Here is a 19,542-nt window from a genome sequence, read left to right as displayed (position 1 = left end):
CACGAATCCGTACAAATGTGCATAACGTTGCTTTTACAGTTGTAGCTGTAGTTAAAACGTGTGCAGACAGTAAGCCTGTTAAAACTTTCCGTCGTTCATATAACTAAATTCCGGGGGGAGAAGTGTTAAGAATGGTGAAGTGTAAAAAGTGCAGGTCTGTGCGTATAAAGGAATCAGTGTCCATTGTAAATTTAATTACCATACAAAGGTTATAACAAATTTCTGAATTCCAAAAAAGATTCGGAAGAATGGTGTTAAAATCAACTGCAAAAACCTGTTGTTGTAATTTGGTAATCACGTAGTTGTGGGATGTGTATAAATATTTGAATATTTTTTCCGGATAATGCTCTTAACGCTTCGTAAACGCAGCAACATCCGGGCATTCCGTACGACTATCTGCATAGACTTTCGTGTCTGCATCGTGTTCTTTTAGTAGTTTCAGATAGGGGAAGCGATACGGCGCAGTTTCACGCCAGTAGTCGTCAATGCCTTTATTATATTTTGCTTTCTCTGCAAAGAAGGTATACCTGGATTTATCACATACGTTTAGCATTAGCAATATTTTTGCATGTAATTCCTTGTCGCGGGCACTTAAGCGTAATGCTTTTTCATACATATCGAAAGCATGTGAACATTGGTAATAGTCACTCTTATAAATATTCGCATTGGGGTAGAAGGAAAACCACGCCCATTTGTTGTTATTAAGCCCGCCTATTGACGCTTCCCTGTACGATTGCCCATAAGCGCTCATCATCCACGCTCTGCCATAGTAGGAAATATTGAAGTATGCATTTCCCAGCAGATAATGAAAGCGCGCTTTGGAGCTTGAAGTGCTGGCTTGTGAGAGACTATCCTGTAACAGCAGGATATCTCTTAGTATTGCTTTTTTGCTTGTTATGGGATAGCGTTTGCTTGTGTCTTCACCCGGTACTAATATGCCAGGGCTTCCAATGTAGATACGGGACAAATAATCGCTATACGCCCAATTCTTCTGCCAGAAATCGTCAGCTATTTTTGCGGTTTCCATAGCGGCTTGCCTGAAACGTTGTTGTCTGACAAGCAATGTGACTTTTGCATCCCGGTAGAAGTCGTCCGGCGCCCATGTTGCAGGTGCAATCATTTTTTCAAATGGTGTTTTCCCCGATTGGTGTTTGAAACGGATAAGCTTTTCTACATCCTCAGGTGAAGCGTATTTATCAAAATAAGCAATCTGGCGATAACTTACCAGTGGGGTATCAGATTCGTAATATTCGCCGGTATACTCGTTTATTGGAATATCGGCTTTCTGACATAACAACCCTGCCGTTAAATTGTCGCCTTTCTGTTTATAGCGTTGGCCCAGCATAAGGAATAGTGCGGCGCGGATATCTCTTTTTTCATTTCTCAATTCTATTGGCATTCCCTCATCGGTATCAGGAATTTCGTACGTATGACCAAGTTTTTCAAGGCTTTTGAACTGATGGTGTAAATACTGTTTTACGCTTGCATTCGTAATGTCCTGACTGTAAAAAGCCGCAATCAGTTTCTCAACAATAACCTGGCGTTTATAAACAGTATCTTTTAAAGTGTTTAATTTACCAAGGTGATAGGTCGCATCAGTATATCGTCCATCCATATTGTCGAGATGTGCGATTGCCAGCCGGATCATATCTTTATTATTGCTTCGTCCTTCCAGCATGTCCGCGAGAAAGTTTCTGAAAGAACGCAGGTATTGACGGTCGCTTTTAATGTTTTGATCCGCATAATACGCATAGCTGGTGTCGGGTTTACGACTCTCCCAGTTATACTCTCTTCTGGCGCGGCCAAAGAAAAGATTTTCTCTTACCGTAGAGTTGAATCCCAGTATCTCAGGAGTAGAGATCCAGTCTTCGAGTTTATTGACTTCCCTGCATATCAGCAAAGGGAAATATGTACAGTTGGGTTCAATGTTGTACAACTGTTGCAACGTTGTCAATGATCTGCCAGGTTGTTTCAATGCTTTCAATACATAAACAAGTGCGGTAGTATGCCTGTCCGATTTAGCAGCCGAAAAGGCATCCAGTTCTTTTCGGCTAAGCTTACCAAATACCGGCCCTTTTTTCTCTTCACATCTGTCAAAGCTCGCCAGCATATATTTGAGGTACATGTTTGGGTCTCGCTGTATAAATCCATAATAATACAGGCCCCAGTCAGATACAATGGTTGGCTTGCCTTTCAGATAAGTATCATAATAACTGATCAGGATGTTATTCGCGTTCGCGTCTTTGTTTCTGTTATAGAACTGTAGTTTTACAATCTGAAAGGCATAACGTTGCCGCAGAAATGTAGATGCTATGCTGCCGCAATTGCGGACTGCCGTATCGATCAGCGCTTCTGTATTTATAACCGGCGAATTAACTTCCCATGGATCACGATTGTAAAACTGACTGAACTCGACCTGCTTGGCAAAGGCCATATAGTCCAGCTCTTTTTTATGTGCCGGCATTCTTAACCACTGTACAAATGAATTATCTTTTAGTTGATTCCAGTCAGCATGCCGATACGCGTATATAAAATCGTCAGGAGAGATGTCATACTGTATCGTGTAGATATCCTTCAATGCAACGGCTTTACCTGTTATTTTCTGCCATTCCCTGCAATTGCGGAAGTAATCTCTTTGCTGCGGGTCGGAACGGAAGTAACCGGTTTCAGGCATACGATAGTATAAAGGCGCAAGGGTGTTATACCCGGAAAGATCGGGTTGAAATAATGCAAAGCGAAGGTCGGCAGGAAATAGCAGCGGGCCACAGCTTCGGGTATGCATATATGGGAAGACTAGCAGTAGTGAGGTGTTAACGAGCAGCAAAAGCCTTTTGGATAACTTTTTCATACGTCTTTATTGAAGACTGATTCCAGTGATAGAATGTAATACGGTGGTAATCGGGTACTTTTTCTTTTACAAGATCAATAGCTGTATTAAGCATATCGGCGTCAGGATATTCCATACGTAATATATCGCCCGATCGGTAGTAATTATCACCAAGCACAGTATCTGTCATTACTCGGTAGTGCTGTTTGTCTACATGGGCAAATGTAATTGTATCATTTACAAGCGAAGGATCGTCATGAATAATACCCTTAAATTCATTTCCCCTGAACCACGCATACCATCCAAATACCGGAAAGGCTATATCCAGTTGAAGCGGATAGGAAGGAACATTAAAATATTGCTGTAGTGTTTTTAAATCAAATACGGAATTGTTCGTATTAGCATCTTTAATATTGCCGAGGTTATAACACATCAGCATACCCCGGTCTACAGGAGGAACACCCATTTTGGGGGCATACTTATAAGGGTATAACCTGATGGTGGCGGAAAGTGTTTTATCGGGATAGTGTCCTTTTAGCGCTTGCAGAAAACGGAAATACTTCTCCCTGGTGCCAGCTGTCCAGTCGCAATCTATCTGGATTTCGGTTTTTAAGCGTTTTCGGGCAGTGGCCACTACTTTTACAATAGAATCCCATTGTGTAGATACAGGAGATGGCAATTGATTATAGATATCTGTACTCTTTCCATGAACGATGCTCCTTTCAAGTTTGTCAGTCATGCTATTGATCCTGCCTGCCACACGTTGGGCCAGCCATTCACAGGAGCTGTCGGGCAGTCTTTCAAAAGTACGGTTGGTGATAAAAACGACGGGTGTATAATTATCGCCTAACAGCCGGTCAATGTAATCCAAAGAGGCGAATTCCGCTACCGGAACCGGCATGGATAAATTCTCACTCCAGTCCACATCAAAATAATGCAGGTAAAAATGCTGTACTCCGACTGCTTTTTTAACGCTGTCAGTCCAGGTACTCCAGCCGTAATCCCAGTCATAGGTCGACTGCCAGTAGTAAAAAGAATTTTCAGCTTTTGATGTACGATTGGCGTTACATGAAAAGTATAAGGGTAGCAACAATAGCAGCAGGGACGCTTTAAAGTAAGACATATAAAGGGGGAAAGTGAACTGAAGTTAATGAAAAAAGCAATGGTAAATGTTTTCCCCCGCGCGTTTTAACAAAAAAAATATCATTGTCCGACGGGCTGTATCAGGTCCCACCTATTGCCATACAGATCTTCAAAAACAGCTACTGTTCCATAGGGTTCCTGAACGGGTTGTCTGACAATTTTTACCCCCTTATCCAGCAGGTTCCGGAAATCTCTTTCGAAATTGTCCGTATAAAGAAATAGGAATACCCTACCTCCGGTCTGATTGCCCACTCTGCTTTTTTGTTCTTCGCCAACTGCCTGCGCCAGTAACAGGCAGCAGCTTCCTTCCGATCCCGGCGGGGCTACCAGTACCCATCTTTTGTTATTACCCAATGGGGTATCTTCTACCAGGGTAAAATGGAGTTTTTCGGTATAGAACCGGATGGCATCGTCGTAGTTGTCTACGACCAGCGTGATATGGGCAATCTTTTGTTTCATACTATAAATATATATCTTGGGCCCATTATTCCAACGTCATGAATAAACGCCTGCTATGCATATCCCTGCTGATCATTTCCTGCATTATTATCTTTTCCCAATGTATCAGTAAGCGGCCCGGCAAAGATAGTAAAGATCTGAGGGGAGAACAGTTTGCGGGATCGGCAGCCTGTATCAGCTGTCATAAGAGCATATACGATAGCTACATGACCACTGGCCACTATAAAACTTCCGGTCCTGCCTTCCAGGCGGCTATCAAAGGCAGTTTCGTAAACCCTCATAACGTCTTTTCTTATAGTAATGGAACAAAGGTCGTGATGGAGGTCAGGGATAGTGGTCTTTTCCAGGTTGCTTATTCGGATAGTGCGCTGCAGGAATTACATCGTTTTGATATCACTATTGGATCAGGCAGAAAGGCGCAGACCTTTCTTTTCTGGCGGAATGGAAAATACTTTCAGTTGCCGCTGTCTTATTTTATCCTTACCAATAGCTGGGCGAATAGCCCCGGTTTCCCACCGGCTTATCCGAAATTTGACAGGATGATACCCAGTACCTGTTTCGGTTGTCATAGCTCTGCCGTGGGTATTAAGAATGTAAGTATGGAAGGTTTGCACCTCTCAGAGGAGTTTGAAAAGAATCAGCTGGTGTATGGTATTGACTGTGAGCGATGCCATGGCCCGGCGGCAGAACATGTGACTTTTCACCAGGAGCATCCGCAGGAAAAAGATGCCAGGCATATCACAAAGATCGCTTCCCTGAAAAATCAGCAAAAGCTGGATATGTGTGCGCTTTGTCATTCCGGGCTGGGCGCCCCGCAAAAACCTGCTTTTGAATTTAAACCGGGAGATGCTTTATCTGATTATTTCTTTCCCGATTTTACACGCCCGGAGAAGACAGCTGAAGTTGATGTACATGGAAAACAATACCAGCTATTTACTGCCAGTAAATGCTTTATAAAGAGTGATGGGATGAACTGCTCTTCCTGTCATAATCCGCATAACAATGAAAGAGACCAGCTACAGGCTTTTTCTCAGCGCTGCATGAGTTGCCATAAGGCGGATGGTCATACTTTTTGTAAAATGACAACTCTGCCAGCTGCGGTACTTTCAAAGAATTGTATTGATTGCCATATGCCGGCATTACCATCAAGGAATATCACCATGCTGACCAGGGGACAAACCAGTCCTACGCCAGATTCCATGCGTACGCATCTGATCACCGTCTACAGGGAAGAAACAAAGAAGTTTATGGCAGCGCTCAAAAAGTAGTATTGCCGGCATCTTTCAGTAACCTGTTCAGGCTTCTGACAGAAATGCCCAGGTATTCGGAAAGGTCCTGTTTGGTAAAGGTGATCTGCTGGGATTCGAGCGCAGATAGTAGCTGGGGTAATATTTCCGATAAGGTATATAACTGTTGTCTTGCCGCTTTCTCAGAGATCCTGGCTAGCCGGGTAGCTATCAGTTCCAGTACAACGCTGCCAAAGGCCGGCAATGTTTTGAAGAAGTGATGGAACTGTGCGCTGCTCATGGTATAAACTGTCAGAGGTGTGATAGCTTCTATCGTGCATGTTGCCCTGGTATGCCTGATGGCTTCTATCTCCCCAAGGATTTCGCCTTCTCCCAGAAAATCCAGGATATAATCCCGTTCATTGTTTTCTGTAATAAAACACTTTGTCACACCGGACCTGATAATATATACACTCTGAAGCGCCTGATCCTGTACAATCAGCCGCTGTTTTGGCTGAAGGGTCCGTAGCGTGATCGCATTGCCGGTGCTTTCATTGCCTGTCAGCTCTTCCATTAAATTCCGCAGTTGCAGATTTGTCGTGATCATATCTGTAAATGGGACAAATGTCCCGAAATTTGAATTAACACCCGTTAACTTCGGGGTAGAGAACATTATAAGATACCACTAACATATGAAAGTTTTAGTTACCGGAAGCGCCGGACATCTCGGTGAAGGGCTGGCCCGCATACTCAAGGCTCAGCACTATGAAGTGATTGGTGTAGATATTCTTGCCTCGTCATTTACAACACATGTAGGTTCCATTACCGACAGGGACTTTGTAAAAAGTTGTCTTGATGGCGTGGAAGCTGTATTCCATACCGCCACATTACATAAACCGCATGTTGCAACGCATAGTATGCAGGAGTTTATTGATACGAATATCACCGGCACACTGAACCTGTTGCAGGCATCTGTTGCTGCAGGTGTAGAAGCTTTTGTTTTTACCAGTACGACCAGTGTATTCGGAGATGCACTGGAACCGAAGGCGGGATCGCCGGCGGCATGGATTACGGAAGATGTAACACCTGTACCCAAGAACATTTATGGCGTTACCAAAGCTGCGGCGGAAGACCTGTGCCAGCTGTTTTTCAGGAACCAGGGACTGCCTTGTATCGTGCTCCGGACTTCCCGGTTCTTCCCGGAAGAAGATGACAATCGTAAGGTAAGAAATGCCTATGCAGATGATAACCTGAAAGCGAATGAATTCCTCCACCGCCGTGTGGAACTGGAAGATGCGGTGAATGCACATATACTCGCCGCCAAAAAGGCAAAGGAAATAGGTTTCGGTAAATATATTATTAGTGCTACCACTCCTTTTATGCGTGGACATGCAACGTATCTCCGGAACAATGCGTTGTGGGTAGTACAGGGACTTGTACCTGAATATGTACTGGAATATGAACGGCGGGGCTGGAAGATGTTCCAGGGAATTGACAGGGTATATGTGAATGAGAAAGCCAGAAAAGAGTTAGGCTGGCAACCAGTATACGACTTCAGGTATGTTATTGAACGCCTGAAGGCAGGGGAAGAACTACGTAGTCCGCTCGCTAAAACCGTAGGATCTAAGGGCTATCATGCGGAAGCATTCGAAGATGGTCCTTATCCGGTATAAATTGGGGAAGGGGCAGCTGGCTGTGAAGCCGGTTGCCCCTTTAGTTAGAATGGCGGTATTCACTTCCCCTGTATACTATTAACAAAGAAAGCACACCCGACAAATCTAAAATTGTAAAAAAGAGAACAACCGGAATAAACGGCAGCGCCTATTTTGTTATATTGGATACATAAACCGGTTGTTTAATGACAAACATTGTTTGGTTGGTATCGCTGTCCACGTTATTGCTATTTACTTCCTGTAAAGGCCCTGTTGCCACAAAAGATTATGATAGCTGGGCCACTTATGCTGGCTCCAAAGATGGCATCCGTTATTCCTCCAATATACAGATCAATCCGGACAATGTCTCCCGGCTACAGGTAGCCTGGACATATAGTACAAATGATAAGGATACTGCCGGCCGTTCACAGAACCAGTGTAATCCTGTGATGGTGGACGGGATATTATACGGTCTCTCTCCCCGCCTGAAACTTTTCGCCCTCGACGCAACTACTGGAAAACAACATTGGTTGTTCGATCCTGCTTCGGAAGATACTGCTGCCGGTAACGATCCGGCCGCCCTGATGAAGGTAAGCCGGGGTGTGGTATATTGGCAGAGCGAAGACGGAAATGATAAACGGATCTTTTACAACGCAGGTAATCGAGCCTATGCTATTAATGCAGCAGACGGAAAACCTGTGAGGAGTTTTGGAAAGGGCGGATATATTGATTTGTCAGCACATCTCGACAGAGAGACAGAAGGAGACTCCTATGTATCGGGTAATACACCCGGTATTATTTACAAAGACCTGCTGATCGTCGGTATCAGGGTTGCTGAATCGGCGGATGCAGCCCCGGGCCATATCCGGGCGTTTGATGTACATACCGGCGAACGTCGTTGGATATTCCATACCATTCCTCATCCCGGGGAAGTCGGCTATGATACCTGGCCAGACAAAGACGCCTGGAAGAAATTAGGGGGCGCCAATAGCTGGGCGGGCATGTCGCTGGATGAAGAAAGGGGCATTGTATATGTTCCTACAGGAAGTGTAGGCAGCGACTTTTATGGCGGCATCCGCAAAGGGGCCAACCTGTTCGCCAATTCACTGATCGCGCTGGATGCGGCTACCGGGAAATATCTATGGCATTACCAGGTGGTACATCATGATCTATGGGACCGTGATCTGGCGGCCAATCCTAACCTGGTTACGCTACATAAAGACGGAAGGAAAATTGATGCGGTCGCACAGATCACAAAACACGGTTATATATTCCTGTTTGACAGAACGAACGGTAAGCCTGTTTTTCCGATAGAAGAAAAAGCCGTTCCCCAGGAAGCCCTGTCCGGAGAAACGCCCTGGCCCACGCAACCCATTCCTGTATTACCGGAGCCTTTTGCCCGGCAGCAGTTCAGCGAGGAAGATCTGACTGATCTGAGCCCGGATGCACACCAGGAAATGCTGGAGAAGTTCCGGAAGGTAAAGCACTCTGCCATGTTCACACCGCCTTCAAAAGAGGGCAGCTGGATATTCCCCGGCTTTGATGGTGGAGGGGAATGGGGTGGCGCTGCGGTAGATCCTGAAACGCAGATCCTGTATGTAAACAGCACCGAACTGCCCTGGGCGCTAACGATGATCGATGTGCCAAAAGAAGGTAACAATAGTGCCGCGACTGGGCGTAACACCTATAATAAATACTGCATCAGCTGCCATGGCCCTGAATTAAAAGGGAACGGAACTTCCTATCCCTCACTGGTGAATATCGGGAGGAAGTACCAGGGAGATCAGATCAGGAAAATAATGGAAGGTGGGAGGAATATGATGCCCTCGTTTAAACAGATTCCCGAAGAAGAACGAAAGGCACTGATCGACTTCCTGTTACATACAGAAAGCGCTGCTAAAGAACCGGGCGCACAGGTAGCCGCCAACACTTCAGGGAAGAACAGTATCCTGGATGAGGTGCCCTATACCATGACAGGTTACATCCGTTTCCTGGATAAAGATGGTTATCCGGGTATAAAACCACCCTGGGGCACTTTAAATGCCGTAAATCTGAATACAGGGAAGTTGCTATGGAAAGTACCCCTCGGGGAGTTTGAAACGCTTAAAAAGAGGGGAATACCCCCTACAGGGACGCAGGTATACGGCGGACCTGTGGTTACGAAAGGTGGGCTGATATTCGTAGCCTCCACACAGGATGAAAAGATCAGGGCTTTCGACAAAAAGACCGGTCGCCAGTTATGGGAAGCACAATTGCCTGCCGCCGGGTATGCCACCCCGGCCGTTTATTCCCTGCAGGGCAGACAGTACGTGGTCATTGCCTGCGGTGGCGGAAAAATAGGCAGTAAATCGGGAGATACGTATGTCGCGTTTGCCCTGCCGGGCTAGGTATGTTATACCAGGCCTTTCACTTCAGTTGTCCATAATTTCAGTTCAGCAGGGATTTTTGTAAGTTCAGTCAGATCGGCCTGTATTTTTCTGGTATTTGCCCCAAATTGCCGTCAAATAACGGAAACGATCATGACAAGTACAATTCACTACGCGTCACAGCTGTATAAAATAGGTAAATTGCTGAATATTATTAAAATCGTTTTATCTGTTTTATCATTAGGCATACTATACATGATATGGGAGTTGCTGACAAATCCAGTTCGTCGCGTATATTCCAAATAAACATATTCATCAATAGGATAGTGTGGCCTGGTAAAAAGTCTCACATATTATGGCTACATCCAACTATAAATTCTTGCGACTTTATGGCTATCCTATTTTTTGTTTACTTACCAACCTTATTTTCTTCCTGATTAACCCCTACGAGCGTACCTTCAACGCCTGGCGACAATTCACCGTATTTGATTTTATTGTCAACACCCTGGTGTCCTGGTTGTTCCCACTGCTGGTGATAGAAACTGGTATATGGCTGACTTACCTGCTGCACCGCAGGCTGCCCTGGGAAAAGAACATGAGAATGCGCTTCATGGTACAGCTGATATCGCACATGGGTATCATCCTGCTGGTTGTTTATCTCTTTTTTCATATTCCCTTCCCTGAAAAATTCGCTTTTAACCAGCTGCTTTACCGGCAATCGTCCATCACGGGGATGATCTACTGCCTGGTAATTACTTCCATCTTCGCGGCAGAACATCTTATTAACAGGTTGAATAATGCCCGCCTGGAGGCATTTAAGTTGAATGAACTGGCGGTACAGGCACAGCTGGATGCCTTGAAGCTACAGCTGGACCCGCATTTCCTGTTTAACAACCTGAGCGCACTCACTTCCCTGATAGAAGAAAACCCTTCCCTGTCTGTTAATTACGTGGTGAAGTTATCTTCCATCTACCGTTACATGCTGACCAATCGTACACAGAACACTATTGCCATGGCGGTGGAGCTCGATTTTATCAAGAATGTACTTTTCCTCCATCAGATCAGGTACGGCCAGGCCATCCGTATCAACATATCAGAGGATGTAGATCATCTGCAAAGTGATATTGCCCCGCTCACATTGCAGTTGCTGATTGAAAACGCCATTAAGCATAACCAGTTTACGAATGATTCGCCGCTGATTATCGATATTTACATTGAAGATAACAAGTGGCTTGTAGTGAAGAATAACAAGAATCCCAAGCGCATACAGGAGCCGGGGGCGCAGCTGGGACTAAAGAATATTACCCAGCGCTATCTGCTGCTAAGCGGTAATAAGCCGGTCATTAGCAATACGGGCAACTATTTTGAAGTGAAGATACCATTGATGAAAAAAAATGCAGAGGAACATGCTGAGCATACTGATCATTGAAGACGAACTACCTAATGCGGCAAGATTGAAAAAACTGTTATTGCAGATCGATAAACAAATTGAGATTGTTGGTGAGTTGCAGACAGTACAGGCAAGTATTGACTGGCTGAAGGCGCATGAACATCCGGATATCATCTGCATGGACATTAAACTGACAGATGGATTGAGTTTCGAGATCTTTGACCATGTGCAGATCCGCTCACATGTTATCTTTATTACCGCTTATGACGAATATGCCCTGAAGGCCTTTGAAGTGAATGGTATTGATTATTTGCTGAAACCCCTGGAAGAAGCACAACTCGAAAAAAGCATTACGAGGATAAAAGGTTTGGTTAACCGCTCCAATGGTCCCGACCTGCTGGACGTGATCAGGAAGATGCAGCACCGGGAACTGGTGTACCGTTCCCGTTTCCTGGTATCTTACCGTGATATGCTGATACCGGTAATGGTAGAGAATATCGCTTACTTCTTTTCGGAACATAAACTGGTCTACCTCGTTACCAAACAATCCGAACGCTATGCGATAGATCAGACGCTGGAAGAGCTGGAGCAGGAGTTAAACCCGAAGGATTTTTTCAGAGCCACAAGACAATACATCGTATCTGCAGGAGCCATACAAAAGATCCACCAGGTATTTAATGGTAAATTGAAACTGGACTTATTCCCAGCAACGGAAGAAGTAGTGGTGAGCAGGGAGAAATCAAATGCATTAAGGAAGTGGTTAAGCTAAGCTGCGGGTTTCCTGTTTTCCATTAACTCCTTTTTTATCAATTTCTTACCTGCCTTTCTTTCTCCTTTCCAGTACCATCTGTGCATCTCTTTGCTCAGATGTCTACACCATTCGGTTATAACAGTAAGATGTCCTTTTCTTTTGTAAGCCATGGGGGAGTTAAAATAGTCTGACGAAGATAAATTATTTTCATCTGCGTAAGGGTAGTTGATAAATTGAATTGTCGTATAGTAACGTTGCTTTAACCAATTTAATCTATTATTCTATGAATTACTACATGCCAGATGTTACTAAGCTGCAAGCGCTTGCCAGTGAGAACAAGACGCGATACGCAGAAGGACACCCTTTCCCGCATATATATCTGGATAATGTTTTCCCGGAAGAAGCGCTGAATAATGTACTGGAGGAATTCCCGGGGGCAAATAATGAGCACTGGCATAGGTTCCGTAACGCGCAGGAAATGAAGCTGGCATTAAAAGATGAAAGTAATTACGGCGCATTCACGCGACATTTTATCAATTCCCTGAATTCCCGTCCCTTTCTCAATTTTTTGGAAGAGCTTACCGGTATAAGAGGTTTAATACCTGATCCTTATCTGGAAGGGGGTGGTTTACACCAGATTGTAAGAGGTGGGTTACTGAAGATACATGCCGATTTCAATAAGCATCCCATTACAAATCTTGACCGCCGTTTAAATGTATTAATATATCTGAACAAGGACTGGGAAGAAAGTTATGGCGGTCATTTTGAACTGTGGGATAGAAATATGGAAAAGGCAGAAGTAAAGATATTACCGTTGTTTAACAGGATGGCTATTTTTAGTACTACCTCCTATTCCTATCACGGACATCCTGATGCCTTGAATTGTCCTGAAGACCGCACAAGGAAATCCATCGCACTTTATTACTACACAAATGGCAGGCCTGAGGAGGAGATAGATCCTGCTTTAGGAAGTCATACAACGTTATTTAAGAGCAGAAAAGATAAGAAAGAAGATTTTAAAAAGGGGATCAGATTGGGCTGGAAAGACTTTGTGCCCCCGGTAATAATGCATGCTTACAACAGATTAATATCCTGAGTCGTTGCCATTGGAAGAATGCCGTGCAATGGCCATAAGCAGTCATTGCCGGCATCAAAACTGTTTAGAATAGTTTGTAAAACAAGGAAAGCTGTATGCCGATCCACCGCTTGAAATCGCCGGCTGCGCTGTACGGTTCGTCAAATTTATAAGCGCCGTAGCTCTCGCTAAGTGTGTATGGAACCCTGCCATATTCGAAGCGCTGATGGTCGTTCGCTACATTCTGCGCAAACACTGAGGTCGAGTCAGACGTTTTCCTGAGTATGTTGTAATGGAACTGTGCCTGAAACGTAATATGTGGGCTTACTGTCTTAGACCAGCCTGCGCCGAAACGCGTTAACTGTTCCTTCACTCCGTAAACGATGGCAGAATCAGGGGAAGTTCTTCTTTTCAGGGTCCCTGTAGTAAAACTGAAATGCAGTTGTTGTTCGTCATTTAATCTCACAGGAACGCCGGCGCCCCAGCGGAAACGCCCACCGGGGAAAGCATAACCGTAAGAAAGGATGCCATAGACGTATTTTATGCCTGCCATTAGCGAGGCATTGAGATACAATAGTTCATCTGTACTAAATCCTGTTTTTACGAATGGACGATACCAAGCCACCTGGTCCGCGTTTAACTTTCCACGCCGGGATGACCTGTCTTTCTGCCGGGCATTACTTTCTTTTTGGTTCTTCTCTTTGGCCATGGCGATGCGTTTCATAAGTGGTTGAACGGTGTTCCTGATAACAGGTATATTCTTCCGGCTGCCGTCATCATCCATGTTGTCAAACAACGACAGGGAGAACATTTTCGGCGTATAATGTGCCGCTGCAGCATATGCAGGTGCTAACGGCAATAAACGCTCTTTGTTGTCAACAGCCAGGCTGTCTGTGATGATCCTTCCCTGTGAGTAGAAAGGAATAGTGTCTTCTTTTGCAGCAGGAGTACTTGCTTTGCCGCTGGCTGCTGGTTGCTGCTTACCTGCAGCCGCGTTTGTTTTTGTGTCTGTTCCGGTAATTGCCGGCGCTTTGGATGCTTTATCTGAGATAGTATTTTTCGTAGTGTTTTTTACTGTAATAGAGTTACTATTTGCCCTGGTAGTAACGTTGTTAACACTGTTCTTTAATTGATTGACTGGGATTGGCCGGTTCGCTGGACTGGCGGCTTTGTTGCTACCTGATTTCGATGTCTGGCTTGCGGTGGTTGCTGGCAGTGATGAAAGATTAGTGGTATTGGGAACAGTTTTTTGACTAACAGGCGGTTGATAGTCCATAAAAAGAATATGATCACCAAGGATCCGGTAATTAAGTCCGGCTTGTTGCTGTATCTGTTTTAATATATCCGACAACTGCCACTTACCGACTTTTAATGTAATACGTTTTTTCAGCGATGCATTTTGCATATTCAGGGAATATTGTAATCCGGTTTGCTTCGCAATTGTTTTTGCCAGGGATGTAATGTCAATAGGAGTTTGTGATATTTTTACAATGGCTTTTTCATATTGTTGTGCATATAGTTTACCGGTGAGTGCAGACAAGAGGATACAGAACAAAAGAAGGTTAATTCGCTTTCTCGAAATAGATCTCATCGTTGTTTGGATTGGGAGTATATTTTACATTGAGTGTTAGAGCAATTACCTCCAGTATATAATCAAGTGGTTTATTGTCAAAATTGCTGGAGATCTTGAGCGAGGCGATCTCAGGATCTTTGATGATTATTTTCTTATGATAGGCTTGGGACAATGTCGCGATCACTGCTTCGAGGTTTTCATTGTCGAAATGGAAACTGCGTTGTTCTGGCTTCCGTTCCAGTTGTTGCTCCTTCTTCAGATATTGGCCTGTTTCCCCAGCCGAGATGATAACCTGTTGTTCCGCCACATACATGAGCACCTTACCGCTGATTACTTTTACCGTGATCGCAGTATCTGTATCATACACATGAAATGATGTACCCAGTACTTTGATGTTTACGGCGCCTGCCGTTACAATGAACGGCTTGTCTGCCAGCGCCGTTACATCGAAATAAGCGTTGCCATCCAGTATTACATGTCTTTCATTTCCCTCGAGTGATGTAGGGTAGGTGAGACTGCTGCCCTGAGAAATGGTAACCCGGGAGCCACAGGGCAGGATGCTCTGTTCTGTTTTATGCAATGAGGCAGTGACTGTATGCTGTTGATGCGTACCATTGTTAGTCTTCAGTAGTAATGCAGTAGCAATAACGATCAGCACTGACGCCGCCACTGTCCATCTGAGTAATATTGTACGTCTTGAGGACAGTCTGTTTGGAAGTGGTTGTAATTCATTCCATGCAGCCTGTATATTGCCTACTTTATGGGAACGTAGTGACGTTTGATTCCATGCATTCCACAGTGCGGTAAACTCCTGGCGGTTGATTGCGTTGCTGCTCTTCCACTCATCAACAGCCATGGCTTCTTCCGGCAAAGCTTCACCGGAGAAGTATTTTGACAGCAAGTCATCATTTACGATAATATTTTCAGCTCTCTGTGCCATAACTATTGAATAAGTTTGTTTATTCCAGTCAATAAGTGACAGCTTATCATGAGCCAGAAGAACGTCTTGCCGGATAGGATGGTCCGTAAAATACGCAGTGCTTTGCCCATTTGTGCTTCGACGGTTTTAACAGATATATTAAGCTCTTGCGCGATCTCTGCGTAACTTTTCTCTTCGAACCTGCTCTTGTAGAATATTTCACGGCATTTGTCCGGTAATGTTTTCATAGCTGCCAGCACTTCTTTTTTAAGGTCTGCCAGTTCTATATGTTCTTCCAGTGTGGATGTGCCCTCCTGCTCACCGGAGGCAAACTGATCATAATGTTTTCGCCGTATTTTCCTGCTTTTGATATGATTCAGACAATGGTTGTGCGTGGCTACATACAGGTATGAACGGACAGACTTTCTGATGGTCAGCACCTCCCTTTTCTGCCATAACTGCATAAATACAGACTGTACCACATCTTTAGCTTCATCATTGTCTTTCAGTATGGTATAGGCATAAGTATGCAATACTTCAAAATATTCAAAGAAGTACTGCTCCAGTAGACCATAGTCATTTTTTGACTCTTTTACCGCTTCCAATGCCGCGCGCTTATAATTTGTCGTCGAAGGTAGACAATGTAAAGAGAGGATTACCCCTATGCAAGATGAAAAAAATGAAAAAAAGTATTTAAGTTTGCAGAAATCAAACGAAGAGACCCATCAATGTGAGATATAATTTCTTTCAAAAAAGATAAGTAGCGCTTCCCCGGTGAGGGATGAGCTGGTATTATTGGCTTTAAAAGAAAGGAATTATGTTATTTCTGCAAAATCTCACGTATACCCATCCCAACAAAGATTTATTGTTCGACAATATTAATCTGACTGTTAACAGGCAAGATAAGATTGCCCTTATAGGCAATAACGGCGCAGGTAAATCTACCCTGCTGAAAATTATGGCCGGCGTGCTCCAGCCTTCTGGCGGTGTCATGCAAACTGATGCCGTACCCTATTATATACCGCAGCTCTTTGGGCAGTTCAATGATATTACCATTGCACAGGCGCTTCGGATCGAAGATAAATTGAAGGCCTTACAGGAAATCCTTGACGGCAACGTCACAGAAGAGAACATGACGGTGTTAAACGATGACTGGACTGTCGAGGAAAGATGTAAGGACGCCCTGATCTACTGGGGATTGGAAGAGCTGGACCTACACCAGAAGATGGCAACACTTAGCGGGGGACAGAAAACAAAAGTTTTCCTGGCAGGGATAGCCATTCATCAGCCAGAGATAGTGTTGTTGGACGAACCGAGTAATCACCTGGACAAAGCAGGGAGGGAGTTGTTGTATGAGTTTATACGGTCGGCCTCCTGTACTTTGATCGTAGTCAGCCACGACAGGAAATTATTAAACCTGCTGGATTCCGTTTGCGAACTGAGCAAACGCGGGATAACTGTTTACGGAGGTAACTATGATTTCTACCGGGAGCAGAAAATGATCGAAGGCAATGCGCTGGACCAGGATATCAGAAGTAAGGAAAAAGCCTTGCGAAAGGCGCGTGAAACGGAACGGGAAACCGCTGAAAGACAGCAAAAGCTGGATGCCCGCGGTAAGAAAAAGCAGGAGAAAGCAGGGCTACCTACTATATCCATGAACACTTTCAGGAACAATGCAGAGAAGAGTACTGCGCGCATAAAGGGTGTTCATGCAGAAAAGATAGATAACATTTCCCAGGGACTGAATGAGCTGCGGAAGGAATTGCCTGATATGGATAAAATGAAGCTGGGCTTTGATAATTCCACGCTTCATAAAGGGAAAATATTATTTACTGCCAATGATATCAATTATAAGTATGGTGAGCGCTTACTCTGGCAACAAGCCCTGACTTTTCAGATAACCAGTGGTGAGCGGATAGCGCTGAAAGGGTTAAATGGTTCCGGAAAAACAACGCTGATCAATATCATCCTGGGTAAGCTGGAACCTGCGTCAGGAACGGTTGTCAGGGCTGACAACAGGACGGTGTATATTGACCAGGACTATTCATTGATCGACAATGGTCTCCAGGTGTATGAACAGGCGCAGCGTTTTAATGATGCGGCATTACAGGAGCATGAAATAAAGACCCGTCTTACCCGCTTCCTGTTTACGAGGGATTATTGGGATAAACCCTGCAGTGCGCTCAGTGGTGGAGAGAAGATGCGCCTGATGCTTTGTTGTCTGACTATCAGCGATAAGACGCCTGATATTATTGTGTTGGACGAACCCACTAATAACCTGGACATTCAGAACATTGAGATCCTGACTGCAGCAGTGAATGAGTACAAGGGAACGCTTATAGTAGTGTCTCACGATGAGTATTTCCTGGAGCAGATAAATGTAGAACGGATAGTGGATTTATCCTGATATGGATATCAGCTAGCCTCTCCGGCATGCCAGCTGTGTTTGCAGAAGCGACACTGGCGTGCCAGGGGTGTCCGGGCGATCAGGTTACATTTAGGGCAAAGATTCAATGGTAGCACATCCTTGTGTTCCCGCCAGATCCTTTCCACTACTCTGCGTTTGAGTTCATGAGGACCGTCTGCTATCATATCCAGGATTACCGGTTCATCACTGATCCAGCCGTTTCTCCGCATTGAAGAGAGCATAGCTTCAGAGAGTCCATTTGATGTATACATGAGTGTCCTTTGGGCTATTAATTCATTTTGCGTCTGGAATTGCTGGCAATATTCATAAATATAGTCCTCGAGTTCCCGATAGATTATCATATGCATGTCAATTTCACACTTTATTAAAATATACACGAAATCCTCATATTCCTGCCGGATATCATGTGAAAAAAGTATATATCGCGCAATATAGGGCAAAAGCGAGGTTTTGCCTTCCCCGAGCGGAGTATCCGGGGGTAAAAGATCGTTACAACGGCGTTCTTTTCATATGGCTGAGTTTGATTACCAATAGCTTGCGGTGAATTATATTTGGTAACGATTGCAAACAGATATTTTCTTATACCTGTATACCTTGGACAATGAAAAATACATATCGCTTTAGAGCCAACAGCAAGCAGGATGTCTTGAAGTTACAGCGCATTCTGGGAGGTGATTATGAGATATCACCTGTTAAAGAGGGATCTTCCGCAGTGGAAGTGCATTTAGAATCTCCATTCACTATTGAGGAAATTATCCGGTTTATTGAGTCATTACCGAATAGTAATGTAATGTACCAGACGATTGATCATAAGGAGAAGTACACTGGAAAACTGAATTTGGCACGCTACCGGAATATTAATAATTGACCGTTTTAGCTAAATCGGTTTATCTGCTTTTCTTGCTCATCTACGGCTGGCTAGGCTGAATGAGGCAATGGAGGCGGGGTGGGTTTCTCTTGTACATATTTTTCAGCCGTCGCGGCACAGATCGCAGCAGAGGTGGTGATGTTTTGATGTGAGTTGCATATGACCAGGATGTTCCTCCGTTACTACTGCGTTTTTAACGGGGAAATATCCTGGTCACATGCAACTCAGGAGAACAATGTGTCTTGCGTTCCCGGGCGTTATGACTTCGCTACCACTATACTACCACTATACTACCAATCTATAGCTACAGGCGCTGTAGTCCTGCGTTACGCCTGCTATTCTATAGCCAGGGCTATAGAATAGCGGCTATAATGCTATAGTAGAGAGCCTATAAGTTATAGATGCTGGTATAGTCGTAGCATAGTGGTAGCGAATACATAGCCTTTCCAGTACATACTTTAGATTGTCGGGATTGTCCCTCCGTCGATGACATATTCCGCACCTGTGAGATATCCGGCCCTTGGTGAAACAAGAAATCCTACGAATTCAGCCACTTCTTCCGGCTTCGCTGGCCGGCCAATCGGTATACCACCTAAGGTGTCCATTACACTTTGTGTGGCTTGTTCTACCGTTGTATTTGAGCTTTCTGCAATACGTTCCATCATTCTGTTGGCGGCAGTGGTCATTATCCATCCCGGAGATACTGTCAATATCCGGACACCTTTAGGAGAAGCCTCATTTGATAAACTTTTGCTATAATTGATAAGTCCGGCTTTAGCTGCTGCATAAGGTAGGGTAGCATCGTACGAGGGAAGTTTGCCCTGAATGGAAGCGATGTGTCTCATCTGACGCATTGGGTGTAAAT

General features: G+C 44.5%; 17 protein-coding genes. 8 read left to right on the top strand and 9 right to left on the bottom strand.

Translation table 11 applies throughout. The features are described from left to right. Positions 1–349: 349 nt before the first annotated feature. The 3 genes from L3C95_RS01210 to L3C95_RS01200 form a co-directional block, all read right to left on the bottom strand. Positions 350–2,848, bottom strand: coding sequence for a hypothetical protein (locus L3C95_RS01210; protein ID WP_236384226.1), 2,499 nt, complete (start codon positions 2,846–2,848; stop codon positions 350–352). Next, positions 2,811–3,950 (bottom strand): hypothetical protein, encoded by a 1,140-nt coding sequence (locus L3C95_RS01205; RefSeq protein ID WP_236384225.1) that lies wholly within the window; start codon positions 3,948–3,950, stop codon positions 2,811–2,813. The genes L3C95_RS01210 and L3C95_RS01205 overlap by 38 nt, the downstream gene beginning before the upstream one ends. An 80-nt stretch (positions 3,951–4,030) precedes the next feature. Then, entirely contained in the window at positions 4,031–4,429 is a 399-nt protein-coding gene (locus tag L3C95_RS01200) for a VOC family protein (protein ID WP_236384224.1), read from the bottom strand. 38 nt (positions 4,430–4,467) lie between these two features. Here L3C95_RS01200 and L3C95_RS01195 point away from each other — a divergent pair, with 38 nt between their 5' ends. After that, on the top strand, positions 4,468–5,697 hold the full coding sequence (locus L3C95_RS01195) for a multiheme c-type cytochrome (protein WP_236384223.1): 1,230 nt from the start codon (positions 4,468–4,470) through the stop codon (positions 5,695–5,697). Here the strand turns inward: L3C95_RS01195 and L3C95_RS01190 are convergent. Continuing rightward, complete coding sequence (locus L3C95_RS01190) at positions 5,687–6,262, bottom strand: Crp/Fnr family transcriptional regulator (RefSeq protein WP_236384222.1); 576 nt, start codon at positions 6,260–6,262, stop codon at positions 5,687–5,689. The two genes, L3C95_RS01195 and L3C95_RS01190, sit on opposite strands and share 11 nt — an antisense overlap. Before the next feature lie 85 nt (positions 6,263–6,347). On the opposite strand from L3C95_RS01190, the gene L3C95_RS01185 reads away from it, so the two are divergent. From L3C95_RS01185 to L3C95_RS01165, 5 genes are all read left to right on the top strand, one after another. Beyond that, the gene (locus L3C95_RS01185; protein WP_236384221.1) at positions 6,348–7,328 is read left to right on the top strand and encodes an NAD-dependent epimerase/dehydratase family protein; all 981 of its coding nucleotides are present in this window, start codon (positions 6,348–6,350) and stop codon (positions 7,326–7,328) included. A gap of 185 nt (positions 7,329–7,513) precedes the next feature. Further along, entirely contained in the window at positions 7,514–9,694 is a 2,181-nt protein-coding gene (locus tag L3C95_RS01180) for a PQQ-binding-like beta-propeller repeat protein (RefSeq protein ID WP_236384220.1), read from the top strand. A gap of 334 nt (positions 9,695–10,028) precedes the next feature. Continuing rightward, the gene (locus tag L3C95_RS01175) at positions 10,029–11,102 is read left to right on the top strand and encodes a sensor histidine kinase (RefSeq protein ID WP_236384219.1); all 1,074 of its coding nucleotides are present in this window, start codon (positions 10,029–10,031) and stop codon (positions 11,100–11,102) included. Next, entirely contained in the window at positions 11,080–11,832 is a 753-nt protein-coding gene (locus tag L3C95_RS01170; RefSeq protein WP_236384218.1) for a LytR/AlgR family response regulator transcription factor, read from the top strand. The genes L3C95_RS01175 and L3C95_RS01170 overlap by 23 nt, the downstream gene beginning before the upstream one ends. 265 nt (positions 11,833–12,097) lie before the next feature. Then, a complete protein-coding gene (locus tag L3C95_RS01165; protein WP_236384217.1) occupies positions 12,098–12,910 on the top strand; it encodes a 2OG-Fe(II) oxygenase in 813 nt (270 codons plus the stop codon). Between the two features lie 64 nt (positions 12,911–12,974). Here the strand turns inward: L3C95_RS01165 and L3C95_RS01160 are convergent, their stop codons facing one another. From L3C95_RS01160 to L3C95_RS01150, 3 genes are read right to left on the bottom strand one after another with little or no spacing between them, the layout of a single operon-like run. Continuing rightward, on the bottom strand, positions 12,975–14,480 hold the full coding sequence (locus tag L3C95_RS01160; RefSeq protein WP_236384216.1) for a hypothetical protein: 1,506 nt from the start codon (positions 14,478–14,480) through the stop codon (positions 12,975–12,977). After that, positions 14,452–15,402, bottom strand: a complete 951-nt coding sequence (locus L3C95_RS01155) for a FecR family protein (RefSeq protein WP_236384215.1) — start codon at positions 15,400–15,402, stop codon at positions 14,452–14,454. The genes L3C95_RS01160 and L3C95_RS01155 overlap by 29 nt, the downstream gene beginning before the upstream one ends. 2 nt (positions 15,403–15,404) lie before the next feature. Then, positions 15,405–15,986, bottom strand: a complete 582-nt coding sequence (locus tag L3C95_RS01150) for an RNA polymerase sigma-70 factor (protein WP_236384214.1) — start codon at positions 15,984–15,986, stop codon at positions 15,405–15,407. Positions 15,987–16,198: 212 nt separating this feature from the next. On the opposite strand from L3C95_RS01150, the gene abc-f reads away from it, so the two are divergent. Continuing rightward, positions 16,199–17,788 (top strand): ribosomal protection-like ABC-F family protein, encoded by a 1,590-nt coding sequence (abc-f, locus tag L3C95_RS01145; RefSeq protein WP_236384213.1) that lies wholly within the window; start codon positions 16,199–16,201, stop codon positions 17,786–17,788. A gap of 8 nt (positions 17,789–17,796) precedes the next feature. Here the strand turns inward: abc-f and L3C95_RS01140 are convergent, their stop codons facing one another. Further along, positions 17,797–18,060, bottom strand: coding sequence for a hypothetical protein (locus tag L3C95_RS01140; protein ID WP_236384212.1), 264 nt, complete (start codon positions 18,058–18,060; stop codon positions 17,797–17,799). 350 nt (positions 18,061–18,410) lie between these two features. On the opposite strand from L3C95_RS01140, the gene L3C95_RS01135 reads away from it, so the two are divergent. Then, positions 18,411–18,677, top strand: coding sequence for a hypothetical protein (locus L3C95_RS01135; protein ID WP_143011353.1), 267 nt, complete (start codon positions 18,411–18,413; stop codon positions 18,675–18,677). 458 nt (positions 18,678–19,135) lie between these two features. Here the strand turns inward: L3C95_RS01135 and L3C95_RS01130 are convergent, their stop codons facing one another. Then, positions 19,136–19,531, bottom strand: coding sequence for an SDR family oxidoreductase (locus tag L3C95_RS01130; RefSeq protein WP_236384211.1), 396 nt, complete (start codon positions 19,529–19,531; stop codon positions 19,136–19,138). Positions 19,532–19,542 lie beyond the last annotated feature (11 nt).

Source organism: Chitinophaga filiformis (genome assembly GCF_021646545.1).
Taxonomy (GTDB): domain Bacteria; phylum Bacteroidota; class Bacteroidia; order Chitinophagales; family Chitinophagaceae; genus Chitinophaga; species Chitinophaga filiformis_A.
This window is presented reverse-complemented; position numbering and strand designations above follow the sequence as displayed.

Coding starts and splice junctions, on each gene's coding strand:
- L3C95_RS01180 (WP_236384220.1), top strand. CDS start 7,514: ATGACAAACATTGTTTGGTTGGTATCGCTGTCCACGTTATTGCTATTT.
- L3C95_RS01155 (WP_236384215.1), bottom strand. CDS start 15,402: ATGGCACAGAGAGCTGAAAATATTATCGTAAATGATGACTTGCTGTCA.
- L3C95_RS01140 (WP_236384212.1), bottom strand. CDS start 18,060: ATGTATACATCAAATGGACTCTCTGAAGCTATGCTCTCTTCAATGCGG.
- L3C95_RS01190 (WP_236384222.1), bottom strand. CDS start 6,262: ATGATCACGACAAATCTGCAACTGCGGAATTTAATGGAAGAGCTGACA.
- L3C95_RS01165 (WP_236384217.1), top strand. CDS start 12,098: ATGAATTACTACATGCCAGATGTTACTAAGCTGCAAGCGCTTGCCAGT.
- L3C95_RS01210 (WP_236384226.1), bottom strand. CDS start 2,848: ATGAAAAAGTTATCCAAAAGGCTTTTGCTGCTCGTTAACACCTCACTA.
- L3C95_RS01185 (WP_236384221.1), top strand. CDS start 6,348: ATGAAAGTTTTAGTTACCGGAAGCGCCGGACATCTCGGTGAAGGGCTG.
- abc-f (WP_236384213.1), top strand. CDS start 16,199: ATGTTATTTCTGCAAAATCTCACGTATACCCATCCCAACAAAGATTTA.
- L3C95_RS01170 (WP_236384218.1), top strand. CDS start 11,080: ATGCTGAGCATACTGATCATTGAAGACGAACTACCTAATGCGGCAAGA.
- L3C95_RS01175 (WP_236384219.1), top strand. CDS start 10,029: ATGGCTACATCCAACTATAAATTCTTGCGACTTTATGGCTATCCTATT.
- L3C95_RS01160 (WP_236384216.1), bottom strand. CDS start 14,480: ATGAGATCTATTTCGAGAAAGCGAATTAACCTTCTTTTGTTCTGTATC.
- L3C95_RS01205 (WP_236384225.1), bottom strand. CDS start 3,950: ATGTCTTACTTTAAAGCGTCCCTGCTGCTATTGTTGCTACCCTTATAC.
- L3C95_RS01135 (WP_143011353.1), top strand. CDS start 18,411: ATGAAAAATACATATCGCTTTAGAGCCAACAGCAAGCAGGATGTCTTG.
- L3C95_RS01200 (WP_236384224.1), bottom strand. CDS start 4,429: ATGAAACAAAAGATTGCCCATATCACGCTGGTCGTAGACAACTACGAC.
- L3C95_RS01130 (WP_236384211.1), bottom strand. CDS start 19,531: ATGCGTCAGATGAGACACATCGCTTCCATTCAGGGCAAACTTCCCTCG.
- L3C95_RS01195 (WP_236384223.1), top strand. CDS start 4,468: ATGAATAAACGCCTGCTATGCATATCCCTGCTGATCATTTCCTGCATT.